Source organism: Sphingomonas panacis (assembly GCF_001717955.1).
Taxonomy (GTDB): domain Bacteria; phylum Pseudomonadota; class Alphaproteobacteria; order Sphingomonadales; family Sphingomonadaceae; genus Sphingomonas; species Sphingomonas panacis.
This window is the reverse complement of sequence record NZ_CP014168.1, coordinates 4,158,665-4,177,721: the sequence shown is the minus strand read 5'-3', so window position 1 is coordinate 4,177,721 and position 19,057 is coordinate 4,158,665. Positions and strand designations below refer to the sequence as shown.

Annotated in this window: 25 protein-coding genes; 11 read left to right on the top strand and 14 right to left on the bottom strand. The window is 56.8% G+C overall.

The window, feature by feature from the left end:
- Positions 1-48: 48 nt before the first annotated feature.
- Together J0A91_RS19155 and J0A91_RS19150 are read right to left on the bottom strand one after the other, a co-directional pair.
- Entirely contained in the window at positions 49-426 is a 378-nt protein-coding gene (locus J0A91_RS19155) for an excalibur calcium-binding domain-containing protein (RefSeq protein ID WP_083224791.1), read from the bottom strand.
- A 23-nt stretch (positions 427-449) separates the two neighbouring features.
- Positions 450-899 (bottom strand): recombinase family protein, encoded by a 450-nt coding sequence (locus J0A91_RS19150; protein ID WP_083224790.1) that lies wholly within the window; start codon positions 897-899, stop codon positions 450-452.
- Between the two features lie 54 nt (positions 900-953).
- Between J0A91_RS19150 and J0A91_RS19145 the strand changes: the two genes are divergently transcribed.
- Both J0A91_RS19145 and J0A91_RS19140 read left to right on the top strand, forming a co-directional pair.
- The gene (locus tag J0A91_RS19145) at positions 954-2,063 is read left to right on the top strand and encodes an IS630 family transposase (RefSeq protein ID WP_069206230.1); all 1,110 of its coding nucleotides are present in this window, start codon (positions 954-956) and stop codon (positions 2,061-2,063) included.
- 84 nt (positions 2,064-2,147) lie between these two features.
- Positions 2,148-2,905, top strand: a protein-coding gene (locus J0A91_RS19140; RefSeq protein ID WP_150126979.1) for an IS5 family transposase whose coding sequence is annotated in 2 segments (ribosomal slippage) — positions 2,148-2,466 and positions 2,466-2,905 — 759 coding nt in all. Because the reading frame shifts where the segments join, the coding sequence is not laid out codon by codon here.
- Here J0A91_RS19140 and J0A91_RS19135 read toward each other — a convergent pair.
- From J0A91_RS19135 to J0A91_RS19095, 9 genes are all read right to left on the bottom strand, one after another.
- Complete coding sequence (locus J0A91_RS19135; RefSeq protein WP_476749576.1) at positions 2,897-3,052, bottom strand: recombinase family protein; 156 nt, start codon at positions 3,050-3,052, stop codon at positions 2,897-2,899. The two genes, J0A91_RS19140 and J0A91_RS19135, sit on opposite strands and share 9 nt — an antisense overlap.
- A gap of 196 nt (positions 3,053-3,248) precedes the next feature.
- On the bottom strand, positions 3,249-4,427 hold the full coding sequence (locus J0A91_RS19130; RefSeq protein ID WP_083224788.1) for an MFS transporter: 1,179 nt from the start codon (positions 4,425-4,427) through the stop codon (positions 3,249-3,251).
- A gap of 37 nt (positions 4,428-4,464) precedes the next feature.
- Positions 4,465-4,764 (bottom strand): hypothetical protein, encoded by a 300-nt coding sequence (locus J0A91_RS19125; protein WP_150126978.1) that lies wholly within the window; start codon positions 4,762-4,764, stop codon positions 4,465-4,467.
- 5 nt (positions 4,765-4,769) lie between these two features.
- Entirely contained in the window at positions 4,770-5,015 is a 246-nt protein-coding gene (locus J0A91_RS19120) for an acyl carrier protein (RefSeq protein ID WP_083224787.1), read from the bottom strand.
- A 24-nt stretch (positions 5,016-5,039) separates the two neighbouring features.
- Positions 5,040-5,666, bottom strand: coding sequence for a riboflavin synthase (locus J0A91_RS19115; RefSeq protein ID WP_069206227.1), 627 nt, complete (start codon positions 5,664-5,666; stop codon positions 5,040-5,042).
- Positions 5,667-7,250, bottom strand: a complete 1,584-nt coding sequence (locus J0A91_RS19110) for a gamma-glutamyltransferase (RefSeq protein ID WP_083224786.1) — start codon at positions 7,248-7,250, stop codon at positions 5,667-5,669.
- A gap of 28 nt (positions 7,251-7,278) precedes the next feature.
- A complete protein-coding gene (locus tag J0A91_RS19105; RefSeq protein WP_083224785.1) occupies positions 7,279-8,049 on the bottom strand; it encodes a class I SAM-dependent methyltransferase in 771 nt (256 codons plus the stop codon).
- A 10-nt stretch (positions 8,050-8,059) separates the two neighbouring features.
- Positions 8,060-8,647 carry a GTP cyclohydrolase II gene (locus J0A91_RS19100; RefSeq protein WP_069206224.1) on the bottom strand — a complete coding sequence of 196 codons (588 nt, stop codon included), beginning with the start codon at positions 8,645-8,647 and terminating at the stop codon, positions 8,060-8,062.
- Complete coding sequence (locus J0A91_RS19095; RefSeq protein ID WP_083224784.1) at positions 8,641-9,552, bottom strand: beta-keto acid cleavage family enzyme; 912 nt, start codon at positions 9,550-9,552, stop codon at positions 8,641-8,643. The genes J0A91_RS19100 and J0A91_RS19095 overlap by 7 nt, the downstream gene beginning before the upstream one ends.
- 249 nt (positions 9,553-9,801) lie before the next feature.
- Between J0A91_RS19095 and J0A91_RS19090 the strand changes: the two genes are divergently transcribed.
- From J0A91_RS19090 to J0A91_RS19060, 7 genes are all read left to right on the top strand, one after another.
- The gene (locus tag J0A91_RS19090; protein ID WP_150126977.1) at positions 9,802-10,626 is read left to right on the top strand and encodes a thioesterase domain-containing protein; all 825 of its coding nucleotides are present in this window, start codon (positions 9,802-9,804) and stop codon (positions 10,624-10,626) included.
- A gap of 90 nt (positions 10,627-10,716) precedes the next feature.
- Positions 10,717-10,872: a hypothetical protein gene (locus J0A91_RS19085; protein WP_169833169.1), complete on the top strand. Its 156-nt coding sequence runs from the start codon at positions 10,717-10,719 to the stop codon at positions 10,870-10,872.
- Entirely contained in the window at positions 10,872-11,447 is a 576-nt protein-coding gene (locus tag J0A91_RS19080) for an imm11 family protein (protein WP_069206221.1), read from the top strand. Before J0A91_RS19085 ends, J0A91_RS19080 begins: the two co-directional genes overlap by 1 nt.
- Before the next feature lie 246 nt (positions 11,448-11,693).
- Positions 11,694-12,887 (top strand): MFS transporter, encoded by a 1,194-nt coding sequence (locus tag J0A91_RS19075; protein WP_240502086.1) that lies wholly within the window; start codon positions 11,694-11,696, stop codon positions 12,885-12,887.
- Positions 12,888-13,324: 437 nt separating this feature from the next.
- The gene (locus tag J0A91_RS19070; RefSeq protein ID WP_083224782.1) at positions 13,325-14,371 is read left to right on the top strand and encodes an NAD-dependent epimerase/dehydratase family protein; all 1,047 of its coding nucleotides are present in this window, start codon (positions 13,325-13,327) and stop codon (positions 14,369-14,371) included.
- Complete coding sequence (locus J0A91_RS19065; RefSeq protein ID WP_069206220.1) at positions 14,368-14,958, top strand: histidine phosphatase family protein; 591 nt, start codon at positions 14,368-14,370, stop codon at positions 14,956-14,958. Before J0A91_RS19070 ends, J0A91_RS19065 begins: the two co-directional genes overlap by 4 nt.
- Positions 14,955-15,545, top strand: a complete 591-nt coding sequence (locus J0A91_RS19060) for a nucleotidyltransferase family protein (protein WP_069206219.1) — start codon at positions 14,955-14,957, stop codon at positions 15,543-15,545. The genes J0A91_RS19065 and J0A91_RS19060 overlap by 4 nt, the downstream gene beginning before the upstream one ends.
- A 106-nt stretch (positions 15,546-15,651) precedes the next feature.
- On the opposite strand, the gene J0A91_RS19055 is transcribed toward J0A91_RS19060, so the two are convergent.
- Positions 15,652-16,425 (bottom strand): SDR family oxidoreductase, encoded by a 774-nt coding sequence (locus tag J0A91_RS19055; RefSeq protein WP_069206218.1) that lies wholly within the window; start codon positions 16,423-16,425, stop codon positions 15,652-15,654.
- 129 nt (positions 16,426-16,554) lie between these two features.
- On the opposite strand from J0A91_RS19055, the gene J0A91_RS19050 reads away from it, so the two are divergent.
- Positions 16,555-17,457, top strand: coding sequence for a LysR family transcriptional regulator (locus J0A91_RS19050; RefSeq protein ID WP_069207490.1), 903 nt, complete (start codon positions 16,555-16,557; stop codon positions 17,455-17,457).
- Between the two features lie 178 nt (positions 17,458-17,635).
- On the opposite strand, the gene J0A91_RS19045 is transcribed toward J0A91_RS19050, so the two are convergent.
- The gene (locus J0A91_RS19045; protein ID WP_206364929.1) at positions 17,636-18,082 is read right to left on the bottom strand and encodes a GFA family protein; all 447 of its coding nucleotides are present in this window, start codon (positions 18,080-18,082) and stop codon (positions 17,636-17,638) included.
- A gap of 108 nt (positions 18,083-18,190) precedes the next feature.
- Positions 18,191-18,619 (bottom strand): hypothetical protein, encoded by a 429-nt coding sequence (locus J0A91_RS19040; RefSeq protein ID WP_069206217.1) that lies wholly within the window; start codon positions 18,617-18,619, stop codon positions 18,191-18,193.
- On the opposite strand from J0A91_RS19040, the gene J0A91_RS19035 reads away from it, so the two are divergent.
- Positions 18,589-18,873, top strand: coding sequence for a helix-turn-helix domain-containing protein (locus J0A91_RS19035; RefSeq protein ID WP_240502085.1), 285 nt, complete (start codon positions 18,589-18,591; stop codon positions 18,871-18,873). The two genes, J0A91_RS19040 and J0A91_RS19035, sit on opposite strands and share 31 nt — an antisense overlap.
- Positions 18,874-19,057 lie beyond the last annotated feature (184 nt).

The window sequence follows — 19,057 nt, the reverse complement described above, 5'->3', positions numbered from 1 at the left end:
CGGGAAGCACATGATGGGCGCCAGCCACGTCCGCGTGAGTTGGAAACCTCAGTTGCCTCGATAAGGCTCGCAGGCAATTCCGTCATCGTCCCCGTCCATTTCAGTTCGATAACCTGGCTCTCCGCGGTAGATCGGCGCGGTACCCGCCGCTCGAGCAGCATCGCACCCAGACCAGTAGTCTCCACTCTGAGGTGCGCGAGCTCGACTCACGCCGGCAGTGACAGCCAGGGAATGTGCCGCTGACGCAATGCGCTGGGGGCCGCCCCCGCTTGCCGCGATCGATCCCAAGCCCACAACAGCTCCAAGCGCCGCCGCTGCGCCAAGTAGCCTGGCTTCCACAGGAACGGGCTTCGACCGCGTTTGCCGCGGATAGAACCGGCGTTGCCTTTTGGACGAAGTTTGATCGAAAGAGGAACGGCGACGCATTGGACTTGGATAGCGGCCCAGGGTTAAGGGCCGGTTGCTTCCGGCGCTGACCATCCGATACGCTCCAGTGCATCCGCGAGCGTTGAACGAGGCACATTGAATGTGCGGCAGACGGACGACTTGATGGCACCAGCGGCAAGGGCCGCGGTTATCAGCTCAATCTTCTCCGCGTCGATCGTTTTAGGGCGACCGCCATGTCGATCACGCCGCTTCGCTGCCGCCAGCCCCGCCATAATCCGCTCGCGTGTAAGCGCCCGTTCGTATTGAGCGAGGGCACCAAAGAGCGAGAATAGAAGCTCGCCATGCGGGGTGCCCGTATCCATCTGCTCGGTGAGCGACCGGAATGAGACCCCACGCTCCCTAAGATCGGTAAGGATCGCCAGCAAATGCGGCAAAGAGCGTCCGAGGCGGTCCAGCTTCCAGACTACCAGCGTATCGCCCGCCTGCAGATAGTCCAGACAGGCCCTAGTCATCTGGAACTGAAGTAAGTCACATTGTATATAACGTCGTCCGAGAGGGAGGCGTTGATGGCGAACGCGTTTGCGAAGGGTCGTCCGATTGAGCCGTTGGTGGTGACGGCGGAGGAACGCGCGTATCTGGAGCGACAGGTGCGTCGGCACCGGGTATCGCGCTCGCTGTCAGAACGATGTCGGATTATTCTGCGCTGCGCCGGTGGTTTGCAGAACAAGGTTGTGGCGACCGAGCTTGGCATTCACGAGCACACGGTGGGCAAGTGGCGTCGGCGCTTCTTGGCTGATCGTATCGACGGGCTTCTGGACGAAGCTCGCCCCGGCAGGCCGCGCTCGATCGATGACGATCAGGTCGCCGCCGTGATCGAGCGGACACTGCGCACGACGCCTGCCGATGCGACCCACTGGTCGATCCGGTCGATGGCGGCAGAGACGGGCTTTTCGCATACGACGATCCGCCGGATGTGGAACGCCTTTGGGTTGCAGCCGCATCGTAGCCAGACGTTCAAGCTATCGAGCGACCCGCTGTTCGTCGACAAGGTGCGCGATATCGTCGGGCTTTATTTGTCGCCTCCAACCCGCGCGATCGTCCTTAGCGTCGATGAGAAGAGCCAGATTCAGGCGCTCGACCGCGAGCAGCCGGTGCTGCCCATGATGCCGGGCATTCCCGAGCGCCGGACCCACAGCTATGTGCGGCACGGCACCACCTCGCTGTTCGCAGCGCTCGACATCGCATCGGGTTTCGTCATCGGCAAATGCTACAAAAGGCACCGCGCCACAGAGTTTCTCGACTTTCTCAAGCAGATCGACCGGGCGGCACCTGACGGGCTCGACGTACACATCGTCATGGACAATTACGCGACCCACAAAACCGCCAAAGTAAGGGCCTGGCTCGCCCGCCGTCCGCACTATCACGTGCACTTCACGCCGACATCGGCGTCATGGATCAATCAGGTCGAGCGCTGGTTCGCCGAGTTGACCAGAAAGCAACTCCAGCGCGGCGTCCATCGTTCGACCGGTCAGCTCGAAGCCGACATCCTCACGTTCATCGACCGGCACAACGAAAGCCCGAAGCCCTACAGATCGACCAAATCCGCCGACGAAATCCTCGCCTCGGTCAAGCGCTTCTGCCAGAAAACCGAGCAAACCTTATGTGGCGAACTTTAGATTCACATGACTAGGTGCTGTCTGCATTTGTAGGATTTCCTTGGGCGAAGAGTTCTGATTCAAGGCTGGCGAAGGAGCCAAGCCATGAGCAGACGCATGCTGACGGACGAGCAATGGGATCGCATCAAGGGATATCTTCCTGGGCGCGACGGGACACGGGGCCGCAGCGGTGTTGATAACCGGCTGTTCGTGGATGCCATTTTGTGGATGGCCGGCAATGCGGCGCGCTGGCGTGATCTACCGGCAGTGTTCGGCAAGTGGAGCGGCGTCCATGCGCGGTTCCGGCGCTGGTCGCACGCAGGCGTCTGGGAGAAGCTCTTCCACACGATGGCCGACACGCCGGACTTCGAATATGTCCTGATCGACAGCACCATCTCGAAGGTTCACGCCGATGCAAGCGGCGCAAAAGGGGGGCTGAAGCTGCCGCGATCGGCCGTTCGCGGGGCGGGCTGACGACCAAACTGCACGCCGCTGTCGATGCGATCGGCCTGCCGATCCGTATCCATCCGACACCGGGGCAGCGTGGGGACGCCCCGCAAGCGAAGAGCCTCCTGACCGGCCTGCACGGCATCGGCCATGTCATCGCCGATGCCGCCTACGATGCCGATCCGCTACGCGCCTTCATTGCCGATGATCTCGGCGCAACCGCGCAGATCAAGGCCAATCCCAGCCGGACCAGAAAGCCACCGATCGACTGGCAGCTCTACAAGGAACGCCATCAGGTCGAATGCTTCTTCAACAAGCTCAAGCGCTTCCGCCGGATCGCCCTGCGCTGCGAGAAAACTCTCCCCGCATTCATGGGCTTCGTCCATCTCGCCTGCACCATGATCTGGCTACGATAAATGCAGACAGCACCTAAGGCTAGTGCGATCCTCGCGGGCGCCCGAGGCCTTGTCGGAAAAGAGGTGCCGGGAATCGACCCCGGCTGCGATCAACGCATCGCGCTGAAGATCGACCGGTTGCCGGTCGTCGGTAGAAGAAACACGCATGTAGCCAATGAGCATGTCGGATAACCCCTGATAGCATGTTATCGGACAGGGCTTCTTTCCGACAGGGATTTCCGGACACCATAGGATTATCGATACGCACGAGATCGCTGGGGTTCACGCAGTTCCGTGCGTAAGCAGCCCGAACCCGCCGGATTTCATGTGATTTCCGGTCGCAATCGGCTTTCGCGCGGACCCTTTACCGCGTATCGCCATCTGGCTTCATCCGAACAACGCGGCCAACAACCATTGCAGCCGCCGCTAATAGGATTGTAGGCAGGATAAACGGATTTAGGCTCCCAGTAGCCGTCGCAAGAAGGCCGGCAAGGATAGGGCCAATTACCCGTGCGATTGCGAACGCGGACGCATTTTGACCAAGGACAGCACCACGATCAGAGTTTTCAGTAATAGTCGCAATTCTCGTTGATATAAACGCCCATGAAATGGCTCTAGCGAGACTTGTGAATGCCATTAGAGAAACTGCTAGCGCTACGTCATTTGCGATCAACTGACCCAATGTTGAAAATGCCACCCCGGCAAAACCAATTATAATACCAGTCTTGAAAGAAATGCGCGACATCCACAGTGGGATAATAATTAATTGTGTAATCGCGGCAACTAGGGCGGAAAATGCGAAAAATAGGCCTATTTCTTTTGCTCCCCATCCAAATTCGTGGTTAGCCCATAGAGAAAATAGGACCTCTATGGATGAAGCTATCGTACCATATAGAAATGTCAGGCCAATCAATGATTGCGTCTCCTTCGGGATTGCCCGCCAGATCATTTTCTTACTTTTACTTTGAGATATATTATTCTCATTTGGGAGAATAATGGCCATTAGAAAGGCGGCAAGGATAGCTAGAACGGTGCAAGTTAGGAACACCGTTTTGTATCCAAGTGGGCTATGTGGATCTCCAACCAAAAGCCCCCCGAGTACCGGGCCAGCCATGAAACCAAAATGAGAAGTCGCACTTAAAATGCTTATAGCTTTTAAGCGCTGCTCTCCTGAAGTGCGATCGGATACATATCCTTGCAAAACAGAATTATTGCCTGCGACGAATCCAGTAACCACTCTTATAAACACGGATAGAAGCACGCTCCCGCTAAATGAGAGCGCAAGCCAGCAAACTGCACTCATGGAAAGTGTCAAAATTAAAACCCGTTTTCGCCCGATTTGATCAGATAAGCGCCCCCAATATGGCTCTCCGAATATTGCCCCAATAGCGTATGCTGAAAACAAGACAGCAATTAACCACGGCTCTGATCCAAATGACCTTCCATAGAGCGGTAGAAGCGGCACAACTACGCCTGAACCCAAGAGGCTTAAAAATGCCGGAAAGGCCACAGCAAGGATAGGAAGGCCGCTAGATGATTTCATTATTCCTCACCACATTTGTAAATTATACAAAATGAATCTATTCGATGCTGCTGAATATTAATTCTGTGCTGGAAAATATCGGTCGTATATCGGACACAAATTTGTCCATGTCCGCTTTAGCATCGTGGAGTGCGACGATATCACGCTCCCGCTGTTCCCATATCGTGAGGCTCGGCCATTTTGCGTGGGCATAGAGTCCTCCGTCTAAACCACGATATAGACTTGAGCCGTTGCTGCCGCAGTGAAGCTTTAACAGCAACGACATATTTTTAGCTGCCTCGATCGCCTTCAGTTCCAAACCTGCTTTAGGTATAAGCTTGAATGAAGAAACAAACATTCTTATTATCCACCCTTATTTTTGGAAGCCACATCGACCAGATTCACTAGATCTCCAATATTTATAATAGAATTAAAATTATCTTCTGGTAGCTTAATCTCCAATATGTCCTCTAGTTCAACAACTATTTCCACCATTTCAAGACTATCTATATTTAGATCGGTTCTGATATTTGATTCTGGGGTGACACTATCTTTATCTATTTTGAGCATTTCGTAAAGTATGTCGCTTATGTGGTTTAGAGATGTCATGATGCTTTCCTCGATCCGCCGGATTTATTCGATGGACTGCCCTTGCCGTTTAATAGCCGCGTTTATGGACTGAACGATCACAACGGTTTGGTAGTCTACTTCGAGATTGACGCGTGCGTTTGTCCCCCGAAGCTCAAATACAGTTTGCCTGAGCGTTTCGGGTATCAGATTGAGTTCGAAACCGGCTCCGTTCGTCCCGATCCGTCCGACCGTTAGACTTGCGCCATCGACGGTGATAAAACCCTTGGTGAATATGAATGGCATGAGATCGGACGGCGCTTCTACAAATACGAGCGCACCACGGCCAACTTTTGTCATACTAGCAATCCGGCCAACGCCGTAGATGTGGCCGGAGACCGCATGACCGCCATTCTCGTCGCCGAAGCGTAATGAACGCTCGAAGTTCAGGAGGTCACCAACGCGTCTATCGCCAATATTAGTTGCATCGATCGTGGCCTGCACCGCGTTGAAGGTCACGGTGTTTTCGCTGTGGTCCACCACCGTCATGCAGACACCGTCTAATGCGATGCTCGCCCCGATTTTGACGTCCTTTAGATGATCGGGACCGACTTGGACGGTTACGTTTAGGGCTCCATCGTGCTCATCTACACCTACGACCCTGGCGCGGGTCTGTACGATTCCACTATACATTTATCGCTCCCAGCCTTGTGCGGTACCAATTGAGGACCCGTCGTCATGCCCATCGTGGTGGGCTATCCAACCACCATCGACCCTCTCGGCGATGCGTATGCTTCCTTGAACACGATCCCTGATCTTGACGGTATGGCCGAGCGACTCCAGTTCCTCGCGTTCCGCCGTGAGGCCGCTTTCTAACTCGATGCGCCCTTCCTCTCCGGCCTCGATGAGATCGGCGCCGGGGAAACAGGTGAACCTAGGGGCGTGGGCGGCCTGCTCTAATCGCATTCCATCGACGAGTGCAGCCGCCAAGGTGGCTGCATTCCACTGCACCTGCCCATCCCCACCAGGTGTCCCTCCAGAGAATGATAGTCCATGCTCCGTTGTCACGGCGTAGGCGTGGATAGTGTTGACAGGCCGCTTTCCCGGTTTGAGGGAATTTGCCAGACCGGCTTTGAGGGGCATGCTTCTGCCCAATCGACTGTTGAATATGATGCCAGTGCTCGGTTCCGCCACGCCTGATCCGAAGCCGAGCGACAAACTAAGTATCATCGAGACCGAATTACCAACCTTATCGCCTACGACGAACTGGGTAGTGTCACCCTCGCTGTAGTGGCCCTTGTAAAGGCACTGCGATCGGTGACGGGCTTTGATTGCGGAGCAGTCTCCCGGAAGGTCTTCGAGCCAGAAATCGGTGCAATATGCGTCTAGATCACCTAGCGCGCGAAGTCGCCAGTTGTAGGTCTGGTTGAATATCTCTCTCCAGACATGAATACGGTTTGTGCCAGTATGTAACGAATTTTGAACTGCAAAATCATACATGGCGAGATTACGCAGAAGGATCGCTCCTTGACTCGGCGCTGGGTTCGTGTGAACCGTATGTTCGCCTAAACGCAATGTGATCGGCTCGTGAATATCAACCTGTGATTGTTCAAAGTCGGAAAGTGAAAACAATCCACCTTGTTTTTCTGTGAACTGTAACACCGCGTTACGATATTCATCGCTTTGTAGATAGCTGGCAGAACCACGCGCAACTTTGTCTAGGAATGCTCCCAATTGGGGTTGCCTAAGTATAGATCCAGTCTGGATAGCCTTGCCACCAGGCAGGAATATCGCAGAGCATGTTTCATCGTCTTTGATAACCGTGATATTGTTCTTAATCCATTTGTGCATTTGACCGGTAACGACCACGCCATCGCGGGCCGCCGTGATCGCCGGTTCGAACAGCTCTTCGAGCGGTCTCGTACCCATACGATGGTGCATTGACACCAGCCCCTCTGCTGCAGCGGGTATGGTAGCTGACATTATGCCGATACGCGGGACGGCCTTATGCCCTAAACTGGCTAGAAACTCCCGCGTTGCCCTTTGAGGGGTACGACCAAAGGCGGTATGGGAAAGAACCTTTCTTGACGCTGCATCGAAACAAATCGCCGCCAGGTCACCGCCAGGCCCACAACACATTGGCAACGTGACGAACAGAACCGCGCTCGCAGCTATCGCTGCATCGGCTGCGGTCCCTCCGGCCTGCATAACGTCCAATGCCACCTGACTTGCGTAGGGGCAGCTCGAATCCACAACCGCCGACGAAGCCAAGTTCATGATAGCATCCTCGACACCTGCGAGGCCGTCAATTCTGAACGGATCGAGCGACGATCAGGGTAGACCAGTGGCCGACACGGAACTCCTCTTGATCTGCCAGAAGCTCAGCGGCTAAGGACGCCTCTCCGCCCGGAAGCTCCGTCCAAGCGCGCCCGCTCGATGAAGCCCAGGCAACATATTCAGCAGGGGCCACGTTCGTAGCCCGCTCGATGATAAACGCTTCGATGACGTCCAACCCGGCCGCCTCGCAAAAACGGGTGGCCTCGTCCGGGCTGATCCGCCGTTGACGGAATGGATGGCGATCGATCGTTCCACCAACCGCTACGATGGCGTTCGAAATTTTCTCGTCGAACTCTTCCGAAGCTACCGATCGGCCCGCTGTTGTGAACGCGATGCATCCGCCAGGGCGAAGAAGTCCCGCGAGATGATCGATGGCGCCTCCGATGTCCGGATAGGTCCAATGCAGTGCAGCATTTGATATGATCAGATCATAGGGTTGAGATCCGCCTAAGTCTGTAATGGACTGATTAACATACAGAATTTCGTGTTCGCGGAACCTCAGCAAGTTCCGCTCAGCCTGAGTAAGCATCTCCCGCGACACGTCCACGGCTGTCACGGTTCGCACGGGACGCGCTTCCAGCAAGGCGGCCGTCGCAAACCCAGTACCACAGCCAGCATCGAGCACATGACTATAGACTGGGCCGTTCGGAATGGCGTTAGCTAAGATTGCCGCATTGCGTTTCTGCAAGCGTGCCGCGAATTGATCATAATCCGCAGCCGCAGTCCAACGGTTTTCCATGATCTATCCCCTATAACAAATGGCGCAACCTGGCTCGTTTTGCGCTCAGGTAATTTGTGTTGTGAGTGTGTACCTCGGCCAGGATAGGAACACGCCTTATGACCGTCACGCCAAGGGCGGTGAGTGCTTCGACCTTATCTGGGTTATTTGTCATCAACTCGATCACATTAACGCCAAGATCATCAAGAACTTTGGCGGCTCCAGTAAAATCCCGACTGTCTATTGGCAGGCCAAGAGATGTGTTGGCATCTACGGTGTCCGCCCCACCGTCCTGAAGTGAATAAGCACGCAACTTATTCATCAAGCCGATGCCCCGGCCTTCATGGTCGCACATGTAGATCAATATGCCGGCGCCTCGATCAACGATCGCCTCAAAGGCACCATGAAGCTGAGCCTGACAGTCGCAACGCGCTGAGCCCAAGGCATCGCCTGTGAGGCAGGCGCTATGCACCCGCACCAAGGCGGGGGGAGCCTTCCACTGACCATATGCAATCGCCAGGATCTCATCGGAATTATGGACATAGCCAGTAACGTCGAACGAGTAGATCTCGCCTTCGACAGTCACAGGAAGCTTGGCCGAAGCAGCTCGCGTCAGCATGCGGAAATCACCTCTTCCTTCTGTCGGATTCCGATAATTTCCCGTGCGATTCGAGGTGTAACGGGCTCCCGCCCGAGTTCCCTTCCTAAACGCACCAAGCGCTCAACTAGCCGAGGATTTGTTGCCGGTTCTCGCGTTCGCCAGTCAAAATATGGATTATCCTCAAGACCAACGCGGACATGTCCGCCAAGGGTCAGCGACGTTACGTTGGCGGAAAGCTGATATCTTCCGATGCCGGCAAGCGCCCAGGTCGATCCCTCGGGCAGGGACCCTACTATCGCAGCTATATTCGTAGCGTTGAAATCCGCGGTACCTAAGGAACCCAGAAGGATGTTAAAATAGTAAGGCGGCTTTAGACGTCCCGCCTTCGCCAAAGAGCGGGCGTAGTTCGCCATACCGACGTCAAAGACCTCAAGCTCAGGCACGATGTTAGCCGCCTGCATTGCATCTATAAGGCCGATGATCGTGTCAGGTGCGTTAACGGATGCACTCTTGGGAAAGTTCATCGACCCCAGAGTTAAGGACGCTAATTCCGGCTTGTGTGGGTCTGGGATTGATAGCGCTTCGGTTCGACGAGGCAGATCGCTCCAGTTTCGCCCGCTACTTGTCACACAGACTATAATTTCGGGTGCCCTCAAGAGGACCTCGGTGATGATCTCTTCGAACCGCTCACCCCGCCATGTTGGGCTCTCGTCATCCTCGCGCGCATGGAGGTGCACCATCGCCGCCCCGGCATCGTAGCAGCGGCCAACATCCAGACCGATCTCCTTCGGCGTGATCGGGACAGCGGGAACCTGGGCTCGAACCGGAATCATCCCGGTGGGGCAAAGATTGACTATAAAGCCCGAATTTCCCTTGTCATTTTCCCGCTCCTCTAGCCTTAGTGAACTTGAAAAATTATTCATACTTGAAGGCGCCCTAGATACATCTTCAACTATGATGGCACCGGCAACGCCATGACCGTAATGAGATTTCTAAAACAATTAGAGAGATAAACTCATAAGCAATTAAAGCCAATCAATGCATTCATTTTGGATGTAACCCGGAGACAAATTCGATTATTGCCAACGACTGCGTATCGGAGGTATCTATCCTATCGACTTGTCGGCGTGGAGGGTGATTTGATATCTAGACCGCTAAAGCACTTTCCCAATTTGGTCCGCATTCGGGAAGGGAATGGTCTCGGCACCGTCGTTTGCTTTCATGCCATCGGCGGAATGATCTCGTCCTACGGGAGTTTGTTCCGCGAGGTTCCGGCCGGTTTCGCTCTGTATGGGGTGGAGTCGCCAAGAAATCCCGAAACGATCCAGCAGCATGCCGGCATTGAAGCCCTTGCGAGCTACTATGTTGGGTTGATCGAGGCTCTACAGCCCGTATATCCTCTTGTTTTGGGTGGATGGTGCGTTGGAGCTGATCTGGCGCTCAACTTACAGGATAAGCTCGATCGGCGGGGTATCCCTGTCGCGGTGGCGTTTGGGCTCGACGCTAATTTGGACTTTTCAGTGCGGAAGGTTATGCAGCAATGCCGCGAAAAAGGCAGTGAAGACGTCTGGCGATTTTTCACAAAAATAATGGCGGGTCCAGAGTTCATTGACGAGCTATTCGCCAGTTCAGACTTCTTAAAAGCGGACAAGGTTGGGCGCGTTGAACGTGTTTATAAGGCTCGCGACGGCCATCCCGACCGCAGCCATATAAAGCGTGACCTTGTAAATCCGACTTGGCAATTCGACTTTATAGACGAATTGCTGGATGCGTCGAGACACTATCGCTTTCAGGGGAACCGCTCTAATAGCAAAATACTTTTGTTCTCGGATGCGTCCGATAAGCACTTTGTCCTTCGTGAAGCCATCAATGTTGACGCGCCTGCGCTCGAACTCGCTTTTTATGATACAAGCCATCGTGGACTGCTTGAGTACCCGCACATCAAACATATTGTCGCACGGGTTATCGACACAATCGAGTTGACGGCAGCAGAATAGATTGCTGTTGATGATTCAGTGGCGCTTCCCGTGCTCGAGCGTAAGATTTCGGCTCCCCCTTTCCTTTCGCGCTGATTGTGGGCCTACTTCATGCCTAAGATGTACGACAATCAGGCGAAAGCCGCCGCCCGCCATGTGATTGGCGTCAGGCGTTTCAATGACAGGCAGACCTTAACGCCTTGCCAGTATCAGTTTCCAGATATGGGAGATTTCGCGAGCCTGTTCGGCGCGCAGGAGGCAGCGTGATGGTTTGGGGAATGAGTTTACCTTCGAACTTCGGTGAATTTTGGCCGGACGCAGATTTTGAGTTCGATGCCAAGGTGCGGGATGGTCGATGGAGCGAGCGTCTTCGCCTTCACTACTTGGCGCAGACTCCTGAGGAGCAGCGGAGGCTGTTCGACTATGGCGACAATCACGTCGGTTATGGAGCCGGAAACTACGGCAATTTTGTTGTTGGGAAATTTACGAGAGAGCGGGGAACGGTGAGGCCGGGCAGTCCGGACTATCCGCCTTTCAGGCCGGTTGAACCCCACGAGGCACCGCGATCGTTTGCAACCGAAAAGAGCTATAAAACGCTCGGATCTTTGATTGAGTTAAACGATGGCGTCGTGGCAGTGGACGAGGCCCTGAAAACAATAATCGAGCGACTTGAACCGGGAATCCATCAGTTTTTCCCGATTGAGATTTGCATGCCGCGCGGTCAAATTTATCCCGGACAATATTACACAATGGTCATCGGTCAATTTGTTGACAGCTTTTTGCCAGAGAACAGTCAGGGGGATTCGTGGAACGGCTACGGTCCAGAATATCCGAATGCTTAATCCTATAAAGAATCGAATAAGGGCATTTCTGGACTAGCGCTGTCTGGAGAAAATTTTGGAAATGCGAATCTGTGGCGGGAGCAGAGATTCACTAACATTTTGCTGTGTTTTTCGGATGCGTTGCAGGCGGAAATCGAGAAGTCTGGCATTCGCGTTCCCGATCATTATCACATATAGAGCGGGCCGTGAATCCCGCAGGGCGTGATTGAAGTTTCGCCTCCGGCGCTGACCCGCCATGAAAGCTCCATGATGACATTCGGATTTCGACGGGGATGGGGGTGGCTGCTGCTGGCGACGCTGACGCTCTCCACCATCGGTGACGAAATCACGCTCATCACCCTGATGTTCCGCACCGCTGGCGATCATGCGGCGCTGGCCATTCCCCTGCTGCTCATCGCGCAGCTCGTCCCCGGGTTGCTTGCCGCACCCTATATCGGCCGCCTGACCGACCGGCGCGACGCTGGGCTGATCCTGATCTTCGCATCGCTGGCGCAAGCCGCGATTGTGGCCTGGCTCGCCTTCAGCGCCTCGCTCCTGGCCACGATCGTCGGCGCGTCGATCCTCGGCCTGCTGTTCGCAATCAGCGGCACGGCAACATTCGCCCTGATCCCGGTCCTCGCCCAGGGCCTCGGCATGACGCTGGCGCGGGCCAATGCCGGTCTGGAGTTCGTTCGCAGCGCCGGGATGCTGGCGGGGCCGGTCGTCGGGGGCATTCTCGTGTCCTCGGGCGGCACCCGCAACGCCCTCCTGATCGACGCCGGCAGCTTCGCCCTGCTGGCGCTCGTAGTCTGGGGCAGCGGCATCAGGCGGCGGACGCAGCCCGCAGATGGGGAGGAGCAGGCCGCACCGACATTGCTCGCGGAATATCTGCCGCTGCTGCGCAATCGACGCATCGTCATCATGGTCGCGGCGCTGACCCTGGAGGTATTCGCCACCGCCATCGCCGATGTCGCCTTCATCTTTCTCATAACCATTTCGCTCAGTGCAGGCGCTACCGCGCTTGGCGTCTTGACGGCCTTCTGGGCAGGCGGGATGCTGCTGGGCGCAGCGCTCGCGGGTGCAATCGCCGAGCGCTATCCCGCCAAATGGGCGTTCGCCACGGCCGCCCTCATGGGCGCGTCCATGCTCGCGATCGGCGTCATGCCCGTCATCGTCGTTCCCAGCCTCGCCGGCGTCGCCGTCGCCTTTGTCGTGGGAGGCGCGGCCAATAGCGTCCACAATGTCGCGGTCCGGACTATGCTGCAAAAGGAGGCTCCGCCCGACGCGCATGGCAAGGTGGCGGCGGTCTATGTCACCGCAACGCGCAGCGCGACGATAGCGGGCTTTCTCGCTGGCGGCCTGTTCGTCCCTGCCAGTGCATTTACCGCCTATATCGTCGGTGGTCTTTTGGGGGTCATCGCTGGCCTCGCCGGATGGGGCCTGTTTCATTTGATGCGTTAATGGCCTCGCCGGCATCAGATTTTTACATCGCAGAAGGGTGCGGAAACCGCCATTTCCATATTCGTGCAAAACTTTTGATTTTCGGTTCAGCGCCTTTAGGCGATCCTCTGACGCAGCCTGTGCGCTTTCTCACCCGATTGGTGAGAAAGCGTCATAGTTGGGCGGGAAATAGCAATTTGATGGAAAGCGGTGACTGGAACTAACTGTGCAGCCTATTGGGGGGAAGCTGTGCATTAACGTTAAGATTGCTACTGGCGTTGACGCGCCATAATATAGAGGATCTGTTGCTGATCCTCGTCATTCCGCTGCTGACGTTGCCATCAATGGCGATCCTCCTCCATTCTGCTCCCGGCCCAACCTGGAGGAAGTCTATGTTCATGTCGTCGGGGATCGTGGGCTGAAAGTCTGACAAGCGTCAATTCGATAGGGAGACCCGCTTGCCACGCCATGCCTTCATCCTCGGTGGAACAGGCCAGATTGGCCGTGCAGTAGTCAGCAATCTGCTCGCTGCCGGATGGGCCGTGTCGATTGCCTCTCGCCAACGGCACTCGCCGCCGGCGGAACTCACTGCCTTGGGGGCAAAGTTCGTGGCGCTTGATCGGGAACGCCCAGGCGAACTGGCCCGATCCCTCGGTGATGGTGCCGACGCGCTGATAGACGTGACGGCCTATAGCCCCGCCGAAGGCCGACAGCTTCTCGATGTGCAGAGCAACGTCGGCGCACTGGTGGTCGTATCGTCGTCCAGCGTTTACCGGGATACTGAAGGGCGGACGCTCGATGAGGCCGCACAGAACGGCTTTCCCGAACTCCCCGAACCGATCGCCGAAACGCAGCCAACGGTCGCGCCTGGTGATGCGACCTATTCGACGCGCAAAGTCGCCCTGGAACATCTGCTGCTCGACAAGGCCACGATCCCCGTCACGGTCCTGCGCCCCCCTGCGATCCACGGCCCCGGCTCCATACATCCCCGCGAATGGTGGTTCGTTAAACGCATATTGGATGGTCGTCAGGCTATACCGTTGGCCTACGAGGGGAGAAGTCGCTTCCACACCTCATCTGTTCTCAACATCGCCGAATTGGTCCGCGTCGCCTTAGATCGGTCGAGCACCCGCATCCTGAACATCGCCGACCCTGTGGCGCTGAGCGTCGCCGAGGTTGGCTCCGCAATCGCGCGACACATAGGCTATGCGGGCAGGTTCGTGCCAGTGACCAGCAACACTTTTCCAGCGAAGATCGGCCGCACGCCGTGGTCCGTGCCGCGTCCGTTCGTGCTCGACAACAGCGCCGCGCTGGCGCTGGGTTTTGTTCCGGTCACGACCTACCCGGAGGCGGTTGGTGCAATATGTGATGATCTTGCCAATGTGGGGGCCAGCGAGGGCTGGCAAGCCCGCTTCCCGATCCTCGCCAGCTACCCTTACGATCTGTTCGATTATAGCGCGGAAGATGCCTTCTTCGAGCGCCCCTCCTCTGCGTTCGCCGTATGACGCCAACGGCGCAAATTTATCTGCTCCGGCATGGCGAAACGGAATGGAATACTGCTGGCCGCTTCCAAGGTCGCTTGGATTCTGCGCTCACATCCAAGGGGATCGCGCAGGCAGAAGCTGCTGCCCGACGACTGGCCCATGTCGCCCCGACAATTGATGCAATGTTCTCAAGCCCGCTTGGTCGCGCGCGGCAGACGGCCGATATTCTATGCTCACTGGCGACTTACCCACCCGTTCAATGGGACGACCGACTACAAGAGGTATCGGTCGGTTCGTGGGACGGTTTGACGCATTTTGACATCGATGCCTGCTGGCCTGGTCTGCTCGATGGCACCTCTCCCTTCGATTGGTTTTTCAGGTCGCCAGATGGCGAATCCTACGACGCCGCAGTTGAGCGAGTTCGGGACTGGCTAGCGGGCTTGGTTGGGACCGTGATCGCCGTCTCGCATGGGCTATTGGGCCGGATCATCAGGGGTGTTCACCTCGGCTTGCCGAAGGCACAGGCGCTTCAATTGCCCGTCCCACAGGATGTTATCTGGCATCTACACTCCGGCAAGATTGATGCCCTGACGGTGGAGGCCGAATGATCGAACGTAAGGCCGGCGCAGCTACCAGTCTGCGCACTATCGTGGCGGCAAGCCCAATCCTCTGCACCATCCTGGATCGCTGGACTTCCATCGACCTACCGGATTGCTGGCTGTCGGGTAGCGCCATCGCGCAAACGGCATGGAATGCCGCATTCGGCCTGTCGCCCGAATATGGCCTCGCCGACATCGATCTGGTCTATTTCGATGATGCCGATCTGTCGGAAGAAGGCGAGGCGCGCCAGGTAGCGCGCATTCGTGGTCTGTTTCCTGATCTACCGCTATGGATTGATGCCAAGAACGAGGCACGGGTCCATCTCTGGTATGAGGCGAAGTTCGGCTACCCGATCACGCCCTACCGATCGAGCGAACATGCCATTTCCACTTTCCCGACGACAGCAGGCGCAGTCGCGATCCGGCCCGGTACTGCCGGCCTCTCGATTTTTGCTCCCTTCGGTCTGGATGATCTGCTGAGCTACACGGTTCGGCCTAACAAGGCGCAGATTACCCAAGTTATCTATGAGGCAAAAGTCGCTCGCTGGCAAAGCTGCTGGCCCGCACTGACGATCGTTGATTGGCACGAGAACTAGCTCGGGTGACCCAGCCTGTACGACAATCAGGCTTTTACCGCCACGAACAGCGATGTGCCGCCCTACGGTCATGGTGATGAACGTCCATCACATAAAGGCCGATCCTTCACTTGGTCGTGTAGCCGCCATTCACGAGGATGGTCTGCCCCGTCATCCACCAGCCGTCCGAGACGAGGAACCGGATGAACGGCACGATGTCCTCGATATCGGTAAGGCCGGTCTTAGAGAAGTTTGATAGCGCGGCCGCAGTCTTATGGTACGCCACCGCATCGGCGCCCTCGGCGGGATAAAAGAACGGCGTATCCATCGGTCCCGGTCCGATCGCCGTCACCGAGATGCCGCGCTCGCCAAACTCCTTCGACGCGGCGCGGGTGAAATGCTCCACTGGCGCCTTGGTGCCGGCATAGGCCGCGTAAAAGGGCGTGAACGCGCCAAGCAGCGACGTGACCAGGGTAACGATCTTGCCATTGTCGTTCACATGACGGCCGGCCTCTTTCAGGAAGAAGAAGGCTGACTTGGAATTGACCGCCGTCATCTCGTCATATTCGGCCTCGCTGATCTCGACGAAGGGCTTCTTGAGCACCTTGCCGACCGTGTTGATCGCGATGTCCGGCCTGCCGACAGCGGCGATGCTGTCGGCAAACAGCTTTTCGATCGCGCCCGCCGAGGTCAGGTCGCCCTGAAAGGCGGCAGCCTGCGCGCCCGCAGCCTGGATGGCGGCAACGGTTTCATCTGCTGCGTCTTTCGTGGCCGAGCTGTTATAATGGATGGCGACCGCTTTCGCACCTTGTTCGGCAAGGTCGCGGGCGAGCAGCCCGCCCAGATTCTTCGCGCCGCCGGCGATGAGGACTGTCTTACCCTTGATGCCGTGATCGGCCATGTGCCTGTCTCCTGCCGGTTGCGGGAGTCGCGGTGATCCCGTCGGAGACGAACCTACAATCTAGATTGTTGCCATAAAGCCGATCATTCTGACATGACATGTCAGAACAGGCGAACAATGGATGGGGCAGTGGATCGGATCGATCTTTTCAGGACCTTCGTACGGGTCGTCGAATGCGCGAGCTTCACCCGTGCCGCCGACATGCTGGGGATACCGCGATCCTCGGTATCGGCCGCGATCCAGGCTCTGGAGGGGCGCGTTGGCGCACGCCTGCTGCATCGCACGACTCGCCGGGTCACACCGACGCAGGACGGCGTCGCCCTCTACGACCGCTGCCTGCGCCTGATCGCCGATGTCGAGGAGGCCGAAGGCCTGTTCCGGCAGACGTCGGTGGGACCGAGCGGCATGTTGCGGATCGATGTGCCGGGGCGGATCGGGCGGCTCATCATCGCGCCCGCACTGCCGGATTTCTTCGCGCGATACCCCGATATAGAGATCGGCCTGGGCGTTTCCGATCGCGCGGTCAATCTGGTCGAGGAGAGCATCGACTGTGTTCTGCGCGTCGGGCCATTGGCAGACTCAGGAATGATCGCACGATCCATCGGCGAACTCCCGCTAATCAATGTCGCCAGCCCTGACTATCTCTCTCGTCATGGTACTCCGGCGGGACCGGCAGACCTCCATTCCCACCGGGCGGTGCGCTACGCTTCGCCATCGAGCGGCCGGGTCGAGAACTGGGAATGGATGGATGGCGAGATCATGAGGACGATGGCCATGTCGGGTTCGGTGACCGTCAACAGCGCCGAAGCCTATATCGCCTGCTGCCTGGCGGGGCTCGGCCTCATCCAGACACCGGCCTATGACGTGAAGGCCCATATCGCCGCTAGCGAACTGATCGAAGTGATGCCGGATCATCGTGCCGAACCAATGCCGATGACATTGCTCTATCCGCACCGCCAGCATCTGTCGCGGCGATTGCAGGTATTCGCTGATTGGCTTGCCGACTTGCTGGCCCGGGAAATTCTGGCCTAGCCGCCAAGCCATCCTGAAAAACTGGATAGGTAGCGGCCACCTTTGCAACGGACGCTCCGAAAAGTAGCGATCGCGCTTTCACAAATCCTGCCCTTTGAGACATTCGACGACCAAAAATCAGGCGGTTGCCGACATCTAGGCGGGATTCTGATTGTCGATATCCAGGCATCTGGGGCGATCAACCGGGCAGGCCACTCATCATGGCAATCTCATCCAGATCGACATCCCAGTCTGCACGGCTGGCGCAACAAATATGTGCCGTCGGCCGAATCTGGATGGGACCATCAAGGCAGCCAGCGGGAACCTTGAGCATTGCGCCGTCCATCTGAACATCAGGAAGCGCTGCCCCACACCCACGACAGAAGCTGCGCTGATGTCGGGTGCCGGGTAGCCGAAAAATTTTGACTTCATCCTCCCCCGCTTCCCAATGGATTGATGCATCAGACGCGAAGAGACTGGCGCCATGGGCCGTGCCGCTTCCCTTTCGGCACCGCGAGCAATGGCATAGAAAGAAGCTGTCGAAGGAGCCGTTGATCTTGAAGCGAACGGTTCCGCAAAGACAGGAGCCGGAAATGTTAGACTGGTTCGTGGATGCTTTGCACATGAGCTTTTTATTAGTGCTCATGATGGATCTGGTCCAGTGTCATGGCCGTAGCGTTTCCGACAAACAGGCGAGTGCCGCCGTCTGGCATGTGTTTGCCGACATCCGAGAACGACCTTTAAAGCGCGATGGCTATAACCGGAATAGGTCCAGCCCTTCTATGATCTCCACTTTGGTCTGTTCCGTTACTTGCCGGCCCGTCTTCGCACCAGCACGTAGGATGTCCATCATCATGTCGGGACGGGCGCTTAGCTCCGCGCGCCATTCCCGAATTGGGGCCACAATCCCTTGAAGAATGCCGGTGAGACGGCGCTTTAGAACCATGTCGCCCAAGCCGCCGCGTTGATAGTCCGCCTTCAACTCACCAATCGCCTCCACGTCCGGATCGAAAGCATCAAGGTAGGTGAACACAACGTTGCCTTCCACGCGCCCCGGATCGGAGGCGCGGAGATGGTTTGGGTCAGTATACATGCGCTGCACCGCTGCCGCGATTTCGGTATCACTGGCCGATAGTGGGATAGTGTTGCCCTGTGACTTACTCATCTTCGCCTTGCCGTCCACGCCGGGCAGTCGTCCCGATCCTGGCCGCAAATATCCGCCGTTACCGCAAGGAGCGCGGTGTCAGCCAACAAGATTTCGCTTATGATATCGAAATGGATCGGACCTATTTCGGCGGTATCGAACGAGGCGAACGGAATGTTCCGATAGATAATATCGAGCGTATCGCGAATGGTCTGGGAATAAGTGCCGATAGCTTATTGATCGAGAGCGGGGAAGATCCAGAGGGAATTTCTGTCCCTGTACCCGAGGGGTAATTCGGTTCGAGAACCAATCACGGGCGTGCCCTTTATTCATTGATCACCGTCCGTTGCGGGTGAGGTTTTGCCAATGAAGTTGGCTGGGCAGCGGCGCGGATGAGCGGGCGGTGGGTGAAGCCTTTCTCGACAAGGATTGTTTAGTGGCCCTAGCGGTAGGGCGCCTGGCTGAGCTTGCGACCGA